Here is a 14,845-nt window from a genome sequence, read left to right on the forward strand (position 1 = left end):
TGGTCGTACGCCCCCCGCGAACGCCGGGCCGATCGCACCGACCGAAGCGGGCGAAGCCCGAAGGGAGACTGATGACGCTGTTCGACGACGACGCCGCTTCGCGCGGGGCGCGCCGACGCATCGATGAGGGGCGTCGAGCCCCGCGCCGTCTCGTCGTCGGATCCGTCGCCCTGCTCGTCGCTCTTGTCTCCCTGTTCACCATGAGCTTCCTTCCGAGCGACTTCGTTCTCGAGCGCCCCGGTCCCGTCTACAACACGCTCGGCGAGGTCGAGTCCGGTGAGGGCGAATTGGTCTCCCTGATCGCGGTCGACGGCGCCGAGACCTTCGACACGACGGGATCGCTGTCGTTGACCACCGTCGAGGTCGTGGGCAACCGCGAGCACCCCATCTCGTGGATCGAACTCGCCCTGGCGTGGATGGACCCGGCGCGCGCGATCGTGCCGATCGATGCGGTCTTCCCCGAAGGTCTGACGTCCGAGCAGCGCGATGAGCAGAATGCCGTGATGATGACCGACTCGCAGAGCCAGGCCTCGGCGGCGGCACTGCGCGCTCTTGATTACGACGTGCCCGCCGACATGCGCGTCGTCTCGCTCACCGACGGGTCGCCGTCGCAGGGGGTCGTCGAGGAGGGCGATCGGATCCTCGCGGCAGACGGCACTCGGCTTGCGGACGTCGACGAGCTGCGCGCCGTCATCGATGCCGCTGCGGGGGATCCGGTGGAACTCCGGCTCGAACGCGACGGCGAGCGGAGGACCGTCGAGGTGACACCGGAACGGCTCACGGTCGACGGATCCGACTCATGGGCGGTCGGCGTGAGCATCAGCACGAGTTATGAGCTTCCGATCGATGTGACGATCCAGCTGGACAACGTCGGCGGGCCGAGTGCAGGGACGATGTTCGCGCTCGGCATCATCGACGCGCTCACGCCGGGGGAGATGACCGGAGGCGAACATATCGCGGGCACGGGCACGATCACGATCGATGGCGACGTCGGACGGATCGGCGGGATCCGGCAGAAGATGCACGGCGCGCGTGAGGCCGGCAACAGCTACTTCCTCGCACCGACCGGTAACTGCGACGAGGTCGTCGGGCACGTACCGGACGGCCTCCAGGTGGTCAGTGTCGCAACGCTCGACGATGCGATCTCCGCAGTGGAGGCGATCGCCGAGGGCGAAGCCGCCAGTCTGCCCGCGTGTACGCCTGGAGGCTGACGCGCCCGTAGGATAGGGGGGTGACCTCTAACTCGACGCAGAACTCGGCCACACCCGCCTCCCCGACCAGACGCATCGCGATTGCCACGATCGCGATCGTCGCCGTGATCATCGCTGTGCTGTTCGGCATGGCGAGCCTGTACACGGAATTCCTCTGGTTCAGCCAGCTGGACTTCCGGTCGGTGCTGACCACTCAGTGGATCGCCCGGGTCGTGATGTTCGTCGTCGGGTTCGTCGCCATGGCCCTGCCCGTGTGGCTGTCGATCACGCTCGCCTACCGGCTGCGCCCCGTCTACGCGCGCCTCAGCTCGCAGCTCGATCGCTACCAGGAGGTCGTCGAGCCGCTGCGCCGACTCGCCACCTGGGGCATCCCGGTGCTGTTCGGCTTCTTCGCTGGTTTCGCGACCGCGACGCAGTGGGAGACCACGTGGATGTGGCTGAACGGCGTCGCCTCCGGTGAGACGGATGCGCAGTTCGGCCTCGACACCTCGTTCTACATGTTCGATCTGCCGTTCTGGCAGGGCGTCGTGGGGTTCGCCTCTGCAGTCGTGCTGCTGTCGCTGCTCGTGACCGCTCTCGTCTGCTACCTGTACGGGTCCGTGCGCGTGGGGCAGGGTGAACTGAGCATCTCCAAGTCGGCGCGCATCCAGATCGCGATCATCGCCGGCGTTTACCTGCTGCTGCAGGCCGTGAGCATCTGGCTCGACCGGTTCGCATCGCTCATCTCGCAGCGTGGTCGCATCACCGGACCTGACTACGTCGTCGCCAACGCGCTCATCCCGGGACAGACGATCCTTGCCGTCGTTGCGGCGCTCGTCGCGGTCCTCTTCCTCATCACGGCCTTCATCGGCAAATGGCGGTATCCACTCGTTGCGACAGGTCTTCTCATCCTCACGTCGCTCGTGGTCACCGTGGCGCTGCCGTGGGGCGTGCAGACCTTCCAGGTCACGCCGAACGAGCGCGCTCTCCAGCTCGACTACTACCAGGAGAACGTCGACGCGACACGCACGGCATACGATCTCGACGAGATCGAGACGATCCCGTACGAGGCACAGACGACGGTCGAGCAGGGTCAGCTGCGCGACGACGCGGCGACGACGGCCTCGCTGCGCCTGATGGACCCGAGCCTCATCAGCCCCACCGTGCAGCAGCTGCAGCAGGTGCGCCCGTACTACCAGTTCGAGGACGTGCTCGACGTCGACCGCTACGAGATCGACGGCGAGGTGCAGGACACGGTCGTGTCGCTGCGCGAGCTCAACATCGACAACCTCGGTGCCGAGGCGCAGCAGTGGGTCAACACGACGATGACCTACACGCACGGCTACGGCATGGTGGCGGCGCGCGGCAACGAGCGCACGAGCGAGGGCGAGCCGGTCTTCATCGAGGGCGACATCCCCTCCTCGGGCTTCCTCACCGACATGGAGTATGAGCCGAGAATCTACTTCGGCGAGCAGTCGCCGCAGTATTCGATCGTCGGGGCGCCGGAGGGATCGGACCCGCTCGAGCTCGACTACGCGACGGGGTCCGCGGAGGACGACCAGAACTACACCACCTTCCGGGGTGACGGCGGACCGAGCATCGGCAGCTACTTCAACCGCATGCTGTACGCGCTGAAGTTCCAGGCGGCGGAGATCCTCTTCTCCGACCAGATCAATGCGGAGTCGCAGGTCCTCTACGACCGCGCCCCGCGCGAGCGCGTGCAGAAGGTCGCCCCATACCTCACGCTCGACAGCGACCCGTACCCGAGCGTCGTCGACGGGCGCATCGTCTGGATCGTCGACGGCTACACGACGTCGGCCTCGTATCCCTACGCGTCGCACATCGGTCTATCCGAGGCGATCAGCGACTCGTCCAACCCGCAGCCGAACCTGCTCGTCGACGACGTCAACTACATCCGCAACTCGGTCAAGGCGACGGTCGACGCGTACGACGGATCCGTGACGCTCTACGCGTGGGACGAAGAGGACCCGGTTCTCCAGACGTGGCAGAGTATCTACCCGTCGACGATCGAGTCGATCGACGAGATGTCGGGCGAGCTCATGAGTCACGTCCGCTACCCGACCGACCTGTTCAAGGTGCAGCGTGCAATGCTCGGCACCTACCACGTCGACACGGCCAGCGAGTTCTACCAGCGCGACAACGCGTGGGAGACGCCGCAGGACCCGACGAACGATCAGGAGCTCCAGCCGCCGTATTACCTGACCATGCAGATGCCGGGTCAGGAAGAGCCGCAGTTCTCGATGTTCACCTCGTTCATCCCCGAGGGCGGTGAGCGTCAGGTCTTGATGGGATACCTGTCGGTCGATTCGAACGCCGGGGGCGAACCCGGAGCGATCCGCGATGGCTACGGCGATCTCCGCCTTCTGGAGATCTCATCGGCGAGCACGGTTCCTGCACCCGGTCAGGTGCAGAACGCGTTCGACTCGAACCAGTCGATCGCTCAGGAACTGAACGTTCTGCAGATCGGTGACTCGAACGTGAGCCTCGGCAACCTGCTCACGCTTCCCGTCGGCGAGGGTCTGTTGTACATGCAGCCGGTGTACGTGCAGTCCTCGCGAGACACCTCCTACCCGCTGCTGCGCAAGGTGCTCGTCGCCTTCGGTGACGAACTCGCCTTCGAGGACACGCTCGCCGAGGCGCTCGACAGCCTCTTCCAGGGCGAGTCGGGAGCCGAGACGGGCGACGAGGACATCGACCCGGGCGAATCCGAGACGCCGGACGGCGCTGGAGATCAGGGCGATACGCCTGACGAGGGGGAGACCCCGGACGGCGGAAGCACGCCGGACGAGGGCGACGAGCCTGACCAGGGCGGCACTGACCAGGGTGAAACACCCTCCGGTTCGCTCGACGCGGCCCTCGCGGACGCTCAGGAAGCGATGAACGCCAAGGCAGAGGCGCTCGAGAGCGGCGACATGGTTGCGTACGCCGAGGCGGATCAGCAGCTGACGCAGGCGATCGAGCGGCTGCTCGCGCTGTCGGAGTAAGCCGGTGATGGAAAGGCGCCTCGGGGATCTCCCCGGGGCGCCTTCCCCTCTCAGCGCTCCGCGAGGAACTCGGCGATGTCTGCCGCGATCTCGTCCGGATACTCGCCGCTGATGGCGTGTGACGCATTCGGATAGACCTCGACCCGGGCGTCCGGAAGTTCGCGTTCGGCGGTTTCGGCGGCGCGTGTCGCGTCGAGCATCACCGATTCACCGGCAAGCAGCGCCAGCACGGGCACGGTGAGTTCTGCGAGCTGCGATTCGCGGATCCGCGTCGGCTGCGGCAGCTTCAGAGAGTAGTGCTGCATTCCCGCTTCGATCATGTCGGCGACCGGCACGTCCTCGACAGGGGCGCCGCCCGCTGTGTACGAGTTGAATCCGTCGCGCCACGACTTCGGCAGCCACGGCAACGACGCGGGCAGGGACCGGACGATCGTTTCCAGCGGCATGTCGTCGAAGACCGACACGGGGTCGAGGAGAGTCAGCGTGTTGATTCGGTCCGGAACGCGCAGGGCGAGGTTCGTGGCCGTCCAGCCGCCGATCGAGAGTCCGACGAGATGGAACTGTGACTCCGGCAGCGCGTCGAGGGTCTGGTCGAGCCATTCCGCCTGGTCGTGGTCGTCGGTGATCGGGCGTTCCTGGATGCTCCTTCCGGGTTCTCCCAACAGGTCGATCGTGTAGACGTCGCCCACGTCGAGCAATGAGGGGAGATTGTCTGCCCAGACGGGTGATGCCGACGCCCTCCCTGGCAGCAGAACCAGCGGGTCGGTGGCCGGACCGGATCCGTTGAATCGATAGACGCGGACGAGCCCGTACTCGGTGCGCACGTCGGACACGCGATCCGGGGCCGGGAGGTCAGCGAGTGCGTCGTCGTACGCGGCGAGGTAGCGGTCGTGCCCCGCAGAGCTCTCCCAGTGACCGACCGGAGACGGTGAACGCACCGCGATCACCGCCGCGAGGACCACGACGGCGATGAGCGACAACGCGATGACCAGACGTCGCCGTCGGCGCCGGCGCCGGACGGGTCTGTCTCCGCGCAGGTTCGTGCCAGAGGTGTCGTCGGTCGACGCCACCGATCCCGTCCGCGTCGTGCTCTCGTTGTTCATTCGCCGCATCTCCTAACCGATCGGTAAGTATTTCCACCGTACGGTAAGCTTGAGGACATGACAACGGGTCGACGAGACGCAGGCGCTCACCGCGAGTCGACGCTGGCGACGCAGGCGCGGCGCGCACAGCTCTTGGACGTCACGATCGGGATCGTCGCCGAACACGGCTATGCGCAGACGTCGCTCGCCCGCATCGCCGAGGGTGCGGGGGTGACGAAGGCCGCCGTGCTCTACCACTACCCGACGAAGGACGCGCTCGTCGAGACAGCGTACGAACACGTGCTGACGGCGCTCATCGGCGAAGTGGCCGCCGCTGTCGAAGGGGCGGATCCGGCGGAAGGGCCCGCGGTCTACGTGCGCTCGATGGTCGGTCATCTGGCCGCGCACCCGCGTCACTCGCGGATGATCATCGAGGCGATGACCAATGCGGGGGCAGACCACGACCCCAGGACGCGATGGGAACCTCTCGCCCAGATCATCGAGGCTGCGGCGCGGGCGCGCGGTGTGGAACCAGTCGACGCGCGAGCGACCGCGCTCATCGCGGGTGGAGGCATCGACGCCCTCGTGGCGGAGCACCTCCACGATCCTGGCTACGACGTCACGGTTGCCGCAGAGACGCTTGTACGGATGCTGGACACCGCGCTCTCGCGGTGATGATCAGGTCGACGTCCCCGTGTTCTTCCCGACGCCGACGACGCCGAGCTCGTACGCGAGGATCACGGCCTGCACCCGGCCGGCGAGGTCCAGCTTCATCAGCACGCGGCCGAAGTGAGCCTTCACCGTTGACTCGCTCACGTGCATCGCCTGCGCGATCTCGGAATTGCTGAGTCCCTTCCCGACGCGCTCGAAGACCTCGCGTTCGCGAGCCGACAGCACGGAGAGCCGTCCGTCATCGCGGGGAGCGGTGCCGGTGAGATGCGGGACCGCGACGTCGATGAGCTTCGCCGTGATGCGGGGGGAGACGACCGCGTCGCCGGTGTGCACGGTGCGTACCGCGGAGACGAGTTCGTCCGGCCTCGTGTTCTTGAGCAGGAATCCCGCTGCGCCCGCCTGGAGTGCGCCGAATGCGAACTCGTCGCGGTCATAGGTCGTGAGGACGAGCACGCGCACGTCGGGGTGCTCGCTCGTGATTCGCTGGGTGGCCTCGAGCCCACCCATCCCCGGCATGCGCACATCCATGAGAACGACATCCGGTGCCAAACGGGCCACGGCGCGCAGCGCCTCAGCGCCGTCGGACGCGTCGCCCACGACGGCGAGATCGGATTCCGCCTCCAGGACGAGGCGCATGCCGTATCTGACGAGCTCCTGGTCATCGACGAGGAGCACCCTGATGCGCGCGTCGTGCGATGCGCCTTCTGTCATGACCCCTCCGTTCGCAGCCGCACGAACACTCGCCAGCCACCGCCGTCGCGCGGGCCGGCTTCGACGTCCCCATCGTAGAGCGCGACGCGCTCGCGGATCCCGACCAGGCCGCGCCCCGGCGACTCCGAGGGGATGGCGGGCGCGGCGTCGTCCTCGACGAGGATCGTGGCCGCACTCTCGCTGAGCTCGAGCCGCACGAGCACGTTTCGCACGTCCTTCGCATGCCGCAGCGCGTTCGTCAGCGACTCCTGCACGATGCGGTAGATGGTCAGTCCGACGGCCGTGTCGGCGCCGAGCTCGCCGGAGCGCTCGAGCCGCACCGGCAGGCCCGCCTCGACGAACTCGTCGACGAGGCGGGGCAGCTCTGTGACGCCGAGCGGGCGCTCGGAAACGGTCTCGCCATGCGTTGCGGTCGACAGCAGTCGCCGCACCTCGCCGAGCGTGCGGCGTCCCGTGTCCGCGATCTGACCAATGATCCGCTGCGCCTCGTCGCGCCGCTCCGGGACGGTCACGCGCGCTCCGTCCGCGAGCGCGATCATCACAGAGAGGCTGTGGGCGATCACGTCGTGCATCTCCCGCGAGATCCGCTCGCGCTCGAGCGCGCGGGCCATGTCCGCCTGCTGGTCGCGTTCGCGACGCATGCGCTCGGCACGGTCGACGAGTGCGGCGATGTGACGGCGCCGATGGCCGACGTTGACGCCAATCAGCGTCGCGATGAGCGCGATCGTCGCGAACAGGGATCCGAGGCTGAGCCAGTCGAGGTCCCACGCGTCGGCCTCGGCGCGCGGCGAGAGGCCGAGGAACGGCGGACCGGTGCGTACGCGCACGGCAAGAACGAGCGCGGCGGCCGTGCCTGCCGCGATCGTCACGCCGAAGAGCGCCCACGCACGTCGGGCGCTCTCCGCAACCCCCGTGCGCAGCAGTGCCGCGACCACGGGCAGCGCCTCCGCCATCGAGCCGGCCGCGGCGGACAGCAGCATCAGGGCAGGGGCGACGACAAGGGTCACGAGCGGGAGACGCTGTCGCAGGAGGATCGTTGCGACACCACCGAGCCCGAGGAGGACGACGGCCCACGCCGGAGACCCAAGTTCCGATTCGAGGGAAAGGTAGCCGAGAAGTCCGGCGAGCAGGAGATACGCCGCGAGTTCAGCCGCGCCGGCTTTCGTGAGGCTCATGCGTCGCGCTTCTTCAGAGCGACCGCTCCAAGCGTCAGAGCGAGGACGACCCACGCGGCCGCGATCATCCAGCCTGCGCCGGGGCTGATGTGGCCGCCCCAGATGTCGAGGAAGGGTCCCGGCATGTCGTGCACGCGCGCCATGGCATCACCGGCGTTGCCGAGCAGCATTGCGCGGACCACCCGAGAGAACAGACCGTAAGGGAGGACCGACGCGAGGATCGGGCCGAGCAGCGTCACCACGAACACGAGGACGGCTCCGGCCGTCGTCGAGCGCACGAGCATGCCGATGCCGACGCCGAACATGGCACAGCAGCCGAGGTAGACGCCGGATCCGATGATCGCGAGCAGCACGCCGGGCGCATCGAGGGGGGCTTCGAGCCCGTGCGGAGCATAGAAGGCGAACGAGACCGCCCACGACACGATCGCCGTGAGGAGGCTCGTCACCGTGACGGCGGCAAACACGACGATCACCTTCGCCCAGAGGATGCGGACGCGGCGCGGGCTCGCGAGCACCGTCGTCTGCATGGATCCGGATGCGTACTCGGCTCCGCTCGACATGACCCCGAGGATCCCGGCGATGATCTGGCCGAGGATCACCATCGGTGAGAGCACGTCATTCATCGTTCGTTCGAGCGAGGGGACCGAGGGCACACCGGACGACTCGAGTGTGGCGCCGAGGAATACGCTGCCGCCGAGTCCGACGGCGGCGATTCCTGCGATCGCGAGAAAGGAGGAGGGCACACTCGTGAACTTGATCCATTCGGACCTCACGACGCCCCGGAACGGGACCCGTGTCGCGCGGTCGTCAGCGCGCCCGGGCTTCGTGGCCAGCGACGTCATCGGCCTGCTCCTTTCGGCATCGGGTCGGCGGAGGCCGCCCGGTATTCGGTGTCGTGTGCGGTCAACGCGAGGTATGCGTCTTCGAGGGATCCTGCCACGGTCGTCAGCTCGTGGAGCACAACACCCGCGGCGGCTGCCTGCGTAGCGACGCGCTCGGCGGAGGCTCCGACGATCTCGATCGCTCCGTCCGGGAGCGACGTGACGGTGATCTCGGCGGTCGCGACCGCCGAGATCAGCTCCGCGACCTGCGGAGTCCGGGCGCGGACGGCGGAACGCGTTGCATTCGCGACCACCTCGTGCATCGGACCGTCCGCGAGGATCCGGCCCTGCCCGATCACGATGAGGTGATCGGCGGTCTGCATCATCTCGCTCATCAGGTGCGACGAGAGCAGCACCGTTCGCCCCTCAGCGGCGAGTCGGCGCAGCAGGGCACGGATCCAGAGGATGCCGTCCGGGTCGAGGCCGTTGACCGGCTCGTCCAGGATGATCGTCGGCGGGTCTCCGAGGAGCGCCGTCGCGATGCCGAGGCGCTGGCCCATGCCGAGTGAGAAACCACCGACGCGCTGGTCCGCGACGGAGGTGAGCCCGGCGGTCTCGATGACCTCGTGCACGCGAGTGGTGGCGATGCCATGGGTCGCGGCGATGGCGAGCAGGTGCTTGTACGCGGTGCGGCGACGGTGTGCGGCCCGGGCGTCGAGCAGCACACCCGCCTCGTGAAGCGGCGCGGGAAGATCGCGATACGCGCGGCCATTGACCTCCGCGACGCCGCCAGTCGGTCGGTCCAGGCCGACGATCATGCGCATCGTGGTCGATTTCCCAGCGCCGTTCGGCCCCAGAAATCCCGTGACCTTCCCTGGTTCGACGGTGAAGTCGATGCCGCCTACGGCAACTTTCTTGCCGTAGCGCTTCGTCAGGGATCTGACTCGGATCATGGGGCCACCTTTCGTTCACGAATGACGCTACGGAGGCGGCGCGGGACGCACATCGGCCGAGAGGGCAGGCCTCGGTGCGCGCCCAGTACCCAGGTCTATATCGGGTGTTGGTCCGGAGGTCAGCCGGGGGAGGCGCTCCCGCGCCCGACGTGGCTGCGCGCGTGCGCGATGGCTGTCTCCATGTCCGCGAAGAGGTGCTCGTGGTGGCGCAGGGAGGCGAGCACTCCGACGGATCGGAAGAGGCGCTCGTGGCCTTCCTGGACGCCCTTGATCAGCACGGTGACCCCGCGGCGCTCCAGCGCCTGCACGATCTCGGTGAGCACGTGGGCGCCGCTGGCGTCGATGAGCTCCAACTGGGACATACGCAGAATGACGACGGTGACGCCGTCGATCTTCATCGTCGTGTCGAACACCCGCTCCGACGACGCGAAGATGAGCGGGCCGTCGAGGCGCAAGATGGCGATGCGCTCATCCCCAGCCTGCGGGAGTCCGTGAATCGGCTCACGCTCGACGTGGGTGGCGCTCGACAGGTTACGGATCGCGACGACGCCGAGGAGGACGACTCCCACCAGCACGGCGATCACCAGATCGAAGGAGACCGTCACGACGGCCGTCACCACGAAGGTGATCGCATCGGCCCGCGTGGACCGCATGAGCGAGACGACGCGCGCGGGCTGCACCATGCGTGTCGCGGTGACCATCAGGACGCCAGCGAGCGCGGCGAGGGGAATCGTGCCGACTGGACCGGCGGCGATGAAGACGATGGCGAGCAGGACGAGCGCGTGCACGACAGACGAGAGTCGCGTGCGCCCGCCGGAGCGCACGTTGACGGCCGTGCGAGCGATCGCGCCGGTGGCGGGCATGCCGCCGAAGAGCCCGGACCCGATCGAGGCGAGGCCTTGGCCGAACAGTTCACGGTCGGCGTCATACGGTCCGGTGTCGTCGAGTGTTGCGGCGACGCGCGCTGACAGCAGCGATTCGATCGCCGCTAGCGCAGCCACCGTGAGCGCGGGCAGGAGGAGTGCGGAGAAGGTCTCCGCGTCGACCGCGGGCAGTGACGGTGCCGGGAGCGTGTTCGGAAGCGTTCCGATGACACCGAGGGGATTCGCGATCGCGAGGCTCAGCAGCGTGACGACGATGATGCCGATCAGCGATCCGGGGATGCCCCGATGGAGACGCGGAAGGAGGGTCGTGCACGCCGCGACGATGGCGGCGGCGCCGAGTGACCACGGTAGATAGCTCCAGTCGGCGGCGGTGAGCGACTGGACGGCGGCGACGACCGCGTTCGAGCTGTGCTCGCCGACCTCGACCTGCGTGGGGGTGGTGACGAGCGGCACCTGCTGCAGGAAGATGATCGCTGCGATGCCGACAGTGAAGCCCTCGATGACGGGCCACGGAATGAACGAGACCGCGCGCCCCAGGCGCAGAGCGCCCGCGAGCACCACGATGAGGCCCGCCAGGACGCTGACGGCGGCGATCGCGGTCACGCCGTGCGTCGCGACGATGGGCAGCAGGACGACAACCATCGCGCCAGTGGGGCCCGAGACCTGTACGTTTGATCCGCCGAAGACGGCCGCGATGAGGCCCGCGACGACCGCGGTGATGAGGCCGGCTTCCGCGCTGACCCCTGAGCTCACGCCGAATCCCAGCGCGAGCGGCAGCGCGACGACGCCGACGGTGATCCCCGCCACGAGATCGGTCTTCCACGTGCGGCGCAGCCGGCGGTAGTCGGCGAGCGAGGGGAACAAAGCGCGCGCCTGTCGCGCGGCGCGGAGGATCGCGGGCGCGCGGCGTGCAGTGTCGTGATCAGGCTCGTGGGTCACGGCAGCTCCGGAAGCGCTGCGACGTCGCCCGCCCGTGCGGCATCGGCGCTCACGAACTCGGTCAGCAGCGCGCGCGCCACGGCGAGCAGCTCGGCGACAGCGGGGGAGACGATGCGGTAGTAGACGTGGCTCGCTCGACGTTCGGAGACGACGAGGCGATGCCGGCGCAGGACGGCGAGGTGCTGCGACAGGTGCGAGGCTTCGAGCTCGGTCAGGTCCTGCAGCTCGGCGACGGAGTGCTCGTCACCGTCGGCGAGCAGCTCGAGGATGCGGATCCGAAACGGATGCGACAGCCCGCGGAACAGGCCGGCCTTCACCTCGTACAGAGGACGAGCACTCCAAGATTGCGACATGATGAATCCATCATATCAACAGGCTGCGGGCGAGATGCTCAGTCCGTGACAGGACCGCGGCGCGGTAGCCGCTTGTCGCGAGGACGGATCCGATACCGCCGCAGCGTCGTGTGCGCAACCCTCTGGAGGCGCGTCCACGAGATTCGTACGCTCGGCGACGACGGCTGAATCGGCCGTCAGTGAGCAAGGAGGATCCATGTCTCAGGAGACGCTCGAAACGCCGATCGACCTGTTGCGGTTCCAGCTGCGAACGACGATGTCCATGGAGGAGGACTCGCTGGCCGCCTTGGGCGACCTCGAGAAGGCCGCTCCGTCGACGGAGGTGCAAGAGCTGTTCCGCCACCACGCGGAGGAGACCCGAGAGCAGATCGACAATCTGCGTAAGGTGTTCGACCTGTTCGAGTTCCCGGTATCGACAGCGGGCTCGCCCGCGACGAAGGGGATCTCGAGTCAGGCCCATTCGCTCATCGAGCGCACGTCGAAGCCGCTTCTCGACCAGGTCACGCTGACGTGTGCATTGGGCAACGAGCACTACGAGATCTCTGTGTACCAGTCGCTCATCGTGGCGGCGACGGCCCAGGCGGCGACGGAAGCCGTGGCGTTGCTCAACAGCAACCTTGACCAGGAGACGCACACCAGTGAAGAGCTCCACGCGACGCTGAAGCAGCTCGCGGGGTGACGCGCCGTCGGCGAGGCGGCGTCACGCTTCGGCGGCCTCCTTCTCGGCGAGGAAGGCGTCGCGTTTGGCTCCGGGGATCCAGCCGCGGTTGACTACTCTCACCTGAAAGACGGATGCCGCGATGACGAGCACGGTCGCGAGCAGGATGCTGAGGAGGACTCCGACGCCGGTCGGACCCATGACGCTCATGCCGACGAGAGTGCCGTACCAGCCGAAGTCAGCGTCGCCGAACGTGCTGTTCGAGAAGCCGAGCTCGCCGAGGACGAGCAGCAGCACCGCGGGCAGGATCGTGATGATCACGCCGTTCACGAACCCGCCGACGGCCGCACCGATGCGACCACCCGTGGCGTTTCCGAACACGCCGGCGCCACCACCGGTGAAGAAGTGCGGCACCATGCCGGGGAGGATGAGCGCGAGCCCGAGTGCCGGATTCAGCCAGATCGCGATGACGCCCAGCGTAACGAGCCCGCCGGCGAACGACGTGAGGAATCCGATCAGGACGCCGTTGGGGGCGTACGGGAACACAATCGGGATGTCGAGGGCGGGCCGTGCGCCCGGCACGACCTTCTCCGCGATGCCCTGGAACGCCGGGACGAGCTCTCCGAGCACTGTGCGGACGCCGTAGAGGATGACGGCCACGCCGACGCCGAACTGCAGGGCCTGGGCGAACCCGGCCATGATCGTCGCGCCCGCGTCGTCACCGCCGAGAATCTCCATGGCCTGCTCGGGCTGGGCGATGAGGCCCCAGATCGCGAACACCATGTAGATCAGCACCATCGACAGGGCGGTGGCGACCATCGAGTCTCGCAGGAAGCTCAGTCCCTGCGGGAACTTGATCTCCTCGGTCGAGCGGCTGCGTCGTCCCGTGATCTGCCCGGCAGCACCGGCCGCGATGTACCCGGCGGTGCCGAAGTGCCCCATGGCGATCGTGTCGTCGCCAGTGATCTTCTTCATCCACGGCTGCGCGAACGCCGGCATCACGACCATGATCACGCCGAGCAACAGCGCGCCGACGATGACGACGAGCCAGCTGAGCTCCTCGCCGAACCCGACCGTGAGCACGACGCTCAGCAGGAGAGCCATGAACACCATGTGGTGCCCGGTGAGGAAGATGTACTTCAGCGGCGTGAAGCGCGCGAACACGAGCATCACCAGGAAGCCCAGAACCAGCACGTAGGCGCTCGTCGCCCCGTACTCCTCCGACGCGATCGCCGTGATCACCTCGTTGGTGGGGATGACACCCTGCGCTCCCGTCACGGAGAGGATGAGATCGCCGAGCGGTGTGAGAGACGCCGTCACGACGCCCGCGCCAGCGCCCAGGATCAGGAATCCCATCGCGGCCTTCAGGCCGCCGCCGATAACTTTGCCCGACGGCCTCTTCAGTGCCATCAAGCCGATGGCGGTGATGAGCCCAATCAAGTACGCAGGCACGTTGAGGATCTGCTGCCCGATGAACTCTAGGACGACGACTAACCACTCCATTGGGGTCTCCTTCGAACGGATGAAACAGCGGTTCTAGTTCTCGATGACGGGGCGCAGCTTCTCGGTGATCTCGGCCACGTCTGTGAAGTTGTCGATCACGATGACCTGCGCGGGCACGGCGCCGATCTCATCGACGAGTTCGGCCGACGTCAGCACGAGGTTCGCGGTGCGGGCTGCGCCGCGGGCCGTGCCGATATCGGCTGCCTCGACGTCCGCGTCGGCGTCCGCGCCCATCTGGCGCAACGCCTTCTCCGTGTTCATCTTGAGGAGCACGGAGGTTCCGATGCCCATTCCACATACGGCCACGATCTTCATTGCTCTGCCTTTCGCTGTGAGGATGTTCGGGTCTGGTCGGTCGCCGCGTCAGGGGACACGGCCGAGAATGGCGTGCACCTCCGCCGCCGTCTCGGCGGCGATCAGCTCGCTGAGCACCGCTTCGTCGGAGAGAATGCCGGCGAGTGCCGCCATGGTCTCGATGTGTGAGTCGTGGTCGAGCGCCGCCAGGCCGACCACCAGCCGGACGGGGTCGTTCGTTCCGCTGCCGAAGTCGACCGGTTCGGCCAGCGCCACCCAGCTCAGCCCGGTGTGCAGGACTGCGGGGGAGGGACGAGAATGTGCGAGCGCGAAGCCCGGCGCAATCACGATGTACGGGCCATGCTTCTCGACGGCAGCGATCATCTCGTCCGTGTACGCAGCGGTCGTCGCGCCGGAGGCCGTGAGGGCACCGCCCGCGAGCTGGATCGCCGCCCGCCAGTCCGACGCGTGCGCACGCGTGACGATGGCGGACTTGGGAAGGTCATCGGCCAGGCTCATCATCGCTCCTCACGTCGGTGCGCATATCGTACGCACACTTTTGCACATACGTGGACCAAAGCGCTAGTGCGAATCTGCCGCGACCC

14 protein-coding genes are annotated in these 14,845 nt (G+C 67.5%); 4 read left to right on the plus strand and 10 right to left on the minus strand.

Going from position 1 to position 14,845, the window contains the following annotated elements; genetic code table 11:
• Positions 1–71 precede the first annotated feature (71 nt).
• Together IEW87_RS08305 and IEW87_RS08310 are read left to right on the plus strand one after the other, a co-directional pair.
• Positions 72–1,211, plus strand: coding sequence for a YlbL family protein (locus IEW87_RS08305; RefSeq protein WP_188711788.1), 1,140 nt, complete (start codon positions 72–74; stop codon positions 1,209–1,211).
• A gap of 20 nt (positions 1,212–1,231) precedes the next feature.
• Entirely contained in the window at positions 1,232–4,195 is a 2,964-nt protein-coding gene (locus IEW87_RS08310; RefSeq protein WP_188711789.1) for a UPF0182 family membrane protein, read from the plus strand.
• 50 nt (positions 4,196–4,245) lie between these two features.
• Here the strand turns inward: IEW87_RS08310 and IEW87_RS08315 are convergent, their stop codons facing one another.
• On the minus strand, positions 4,246–5,298 hold the full coding sequence (locus tag IEW87_RS08315) for an alpha/beta fold hydrolase (protein WP_188711790.1): 1,053 nt from the start codon (positions 5,296–5,298) through the stop codon (positions 4,246–4,248).
• A 57-nt stretch (positions 5,299–5,355) separates the two neighbouring features.
• Here IEW87_RS08315 and IEW87_RS08320 point away from each other — a divergent pair, with 57 nt between their 5' ends.
• Positions 5,356–5,952, plus strand: coding sequence for a TetR/AcrR family transcriptional regulator (locus IEW87_RS08320; protein ID WP_188711791.1), 597 nt, complete (start codon positions 5,356–5,358; stop codon positions 5,950–5,952).
• A 3-nt stretch (positions 5,953–5,955) separates the two neighbouring features.
• Here the strand turns inward: IEW87_RS08320 and IEW87_RS08325 are convergent, their stop codons facing one another.
• From IEW87_RS08325 to IEW87_RS08350, 6 genes are all read right to left on the minus strand, one after another.
• Positions 5,956–6,660: a response regulator gene (locus IEW87_RS08325; RefSeq protein ID WP_188711792.1), complete on the minus strand. Its 705-nt coding sequence runs from the start codon at positions 6,658–6,660 to the stop codon at positions 5,956–5,958.
• The gene (locus IEW87_RS08330) at positions 6,657–7,835 is read right to left on the minus strand and encodes a sensor histidine kinase (protein ID WP_188711793.1); all 1,179 of its coding nucleotides are present in this window, start codon (positions 7,833–7,835) and stop codon (positions 6,657–6,659) included. The genes IEW87_RS08325 and IEW87_RS08330 overlap by 4 nt, the downstream gene beginning before the upstream one ends.
• The gene (locus IEW87_RS08335; protein WP_188711794.1) at positions 7,832–8,677 is read right to left on the minus strand and encodes an ABC transporter permease; all 846 of its coding nucleotides are present in this window, start codon (positions 8,675–8,677) and stop codon (positions 7,832–7,834) included. The genes IEW87_RS08330 and IEW87_RS08335 overlap by 4 nt, the downstream gene beginning before the upstream one ends.
• Positions 8,674–9,609, minus strand: a complete 936-nt coding sequence (locus IEW87_RS08340) for an ATP-binding cassette domain-containing protein (protein WP_188711795.1) — start codon at positions 9,607–9,609, stop codon at positions 8,674–8,676. Before IEW87_RS08340 ends, IEW87_RS08335 begins: the two co-directional genes overlap by 4 nt.
• A gap of 119 nt (positions 9,610–9,728) precedes the next feature.
• Positions 9,729–11,432 (minus strand): SulP family inorganic anion transporter, encoded by a 1,704-nt coding sequence (locus IEW87_RS08345; RefSeq protein ID WP_229731032.1) that lies wholly within the window; start codon positions 11,430–11,432, stop codon positions 9,729–9,731.
• Entirely contained in the window at positions 11,429–11,785 is a 357-nt protein-coding gene (locus IEW87_RS08350; protein ID WP_188711796.1) for an ArsR/SmtB family transcription factor, read from the minus strand. Before IEW87_RS08350 ends, IEW87_RS08345 begins: the two co-directional genes overlap by 4 nt.
• A gap of 196 nt (positions 11,786–11,981) precedes the next feature.
• Here IEW87_RS08350 and IEW87_RS08355 point away from each other — a divergent pair, with 196 nt between their 5' ends.
• The gene (locus tag IEW87_RS08355; RefSeq protein WP_188711797.1) at positions 11,982–12,464 is read left to right on the plus strand and encodes a YciE/YciF ferroxidase family protein; all 483 of its coding nucleotides are present in this window, start codon (positions 11,982–11,984) and stop codon (positions 12,462–12,464) included.
• 21 nt (positions 12,465–12,485) lie between these two features.
• On the opposite strand, the gene ulaA is transcribed toward IEW87_RS08355, so the two are convergent.
• Genes ulaA through IEW87_RS15050 form a run of 3 tightly spaced genes read right to left on the minus strand, consistent with a single transcriptional unit; the run spans position 12,486 to position 14,759 of the window.
• Positions 12,486–13,946, minus strand: a complete 1,461-nt coding sequence (ulaA, locus tag IEW87_RS08360) for a PTS ascorbate transporter subunit IIC (protein WP_188711798.1) — start codon at positions 13,944–13,946, stop codon at positions 12,486–12,488.
• Between the two features lie 33 nt (positions 13,947–13,979).
• The gene (locus IEW87_RS15045; RefSeq protein WP_229731035.1) at positions 13,980–14,261 is read right to left on the minus strand and encodes a PTS sugar transporter subunit IIB; all 282 of its coding nucleotides are present in this window, start codon (positions 14,259–14,261) and stop codon (positions 13,980–13,982) included.
• Between the two features lie 48 nt (positions 14,262–14,309).
• The gene (locus tag IEW87_RS15050; RefSeq protein ID WP_268234595.1) at positions 14,310–14,759 is read right to left on the minus strand and encodes a PTS sugar transporter subunit IIA; all 450 of its coding nucleotides are present in this window, start codon (positions 14,757–14,759) and stop codon (positions 14,310–14,312) included.
• Positions 14,760–14,845: the final 86 nt, after the last annotated feature.

Origin of the sequence: Microbacterium faecale, from assembly GCF_014640975.1 — a bacterium.
Taxonomy (GTDB): Bacteria; Actinomycetota; Actinomycetes; order Actinomycetales; family Microbacteriaceae; genus Microbacterium; species Microbacterium faecale.

Bases quoted from the DNA above. Each gene is read 5' to 3' on its own strand.
- IEW87_RS08350 (WP_188711796.1), bottom strand. From the start codon at position 11,785: ATGTCGCAATCTTGGAGTGCTCGTCCTCTGTACGAGGTGAAGGCCGGC.
- IEW87_RS08335 (WP_188711794.1), bottom strand. From the start codon at position 8,677: ATGACGTCGCTGGCCACGAAGCCCGGGCGCGCTGACGACCGCGCGACA.
- IEW87_RS08320 (WP_188711791.1), top strand. From the start codon at position 5,356: ATGACAACGGGTCGACGAGACGCAGGCGCTCACCGCGAGTCGACGCTG.
- IEW87_RS08355 (WP_188711797.1), top strand. From the start codon at position 11,982: ATGTCTCAGGAGACGCTCGAAACGCCGATCGACCTGTTGCGGTTCCAG.
- IEW87_RS08330 (WP_188711793.1), bottom strand. From the start codon at position 7,835: ATGAGCCTCACGAAAGCCGGCGCGGCTGAACTCGCGGCGTATCTCCTG.
- IEW87_RS08305 (WP_188711788.1), top strand. From the start codon at position 72: ATGACGCTGTTCGACGACGACGCCGCTTCGCGCGGGGCGCGCCGACGC.
- IEW87_RS08315 (WP_188711790.1), bottom strand. From the start codon at position 5,298: ATGAACAACGAGAGCACGACGCGGACGGGATCGGTGGCGTCGACCGAC.
- IEW87_RS15050 (WP_268234595.1), bottom strand. From the start codon at position 14,759: ATGAGCCTGGCCGATGACCTTCCCAAGTCCGCCATCGTCACGCGTGCG.
- ulaA (WP_188711798.1), bottom strand. From the start codon at position 13,946: ATGGAGTGGTTAGTCGTCGTCCTAGAGTTCATCGGGCAGCAGATCCTC.
- IEW87_RS08325 (WP_188711792.1), bottom strand. From the start codon at position 6,660: ATGACAGAAGGCGCATCGCACGACGCGCGCATCAGGGTGCTCCTCGTC.
- IEW87_RS15045 (WP_229731035.1), bottom strand. From the start codon at position 14,261: ATGAAGATCGTGGCCGTATGTGGAATGGGCATCGGAACCTCCGTGCTC.
- IEW87_RS08340 (WP_188711795.1), bottom strand. From the start codon at position 9,609: ATGATCCGAGTCAGATCCCTGACGAAGCGCTACGGCAAGAAAGTTGCC.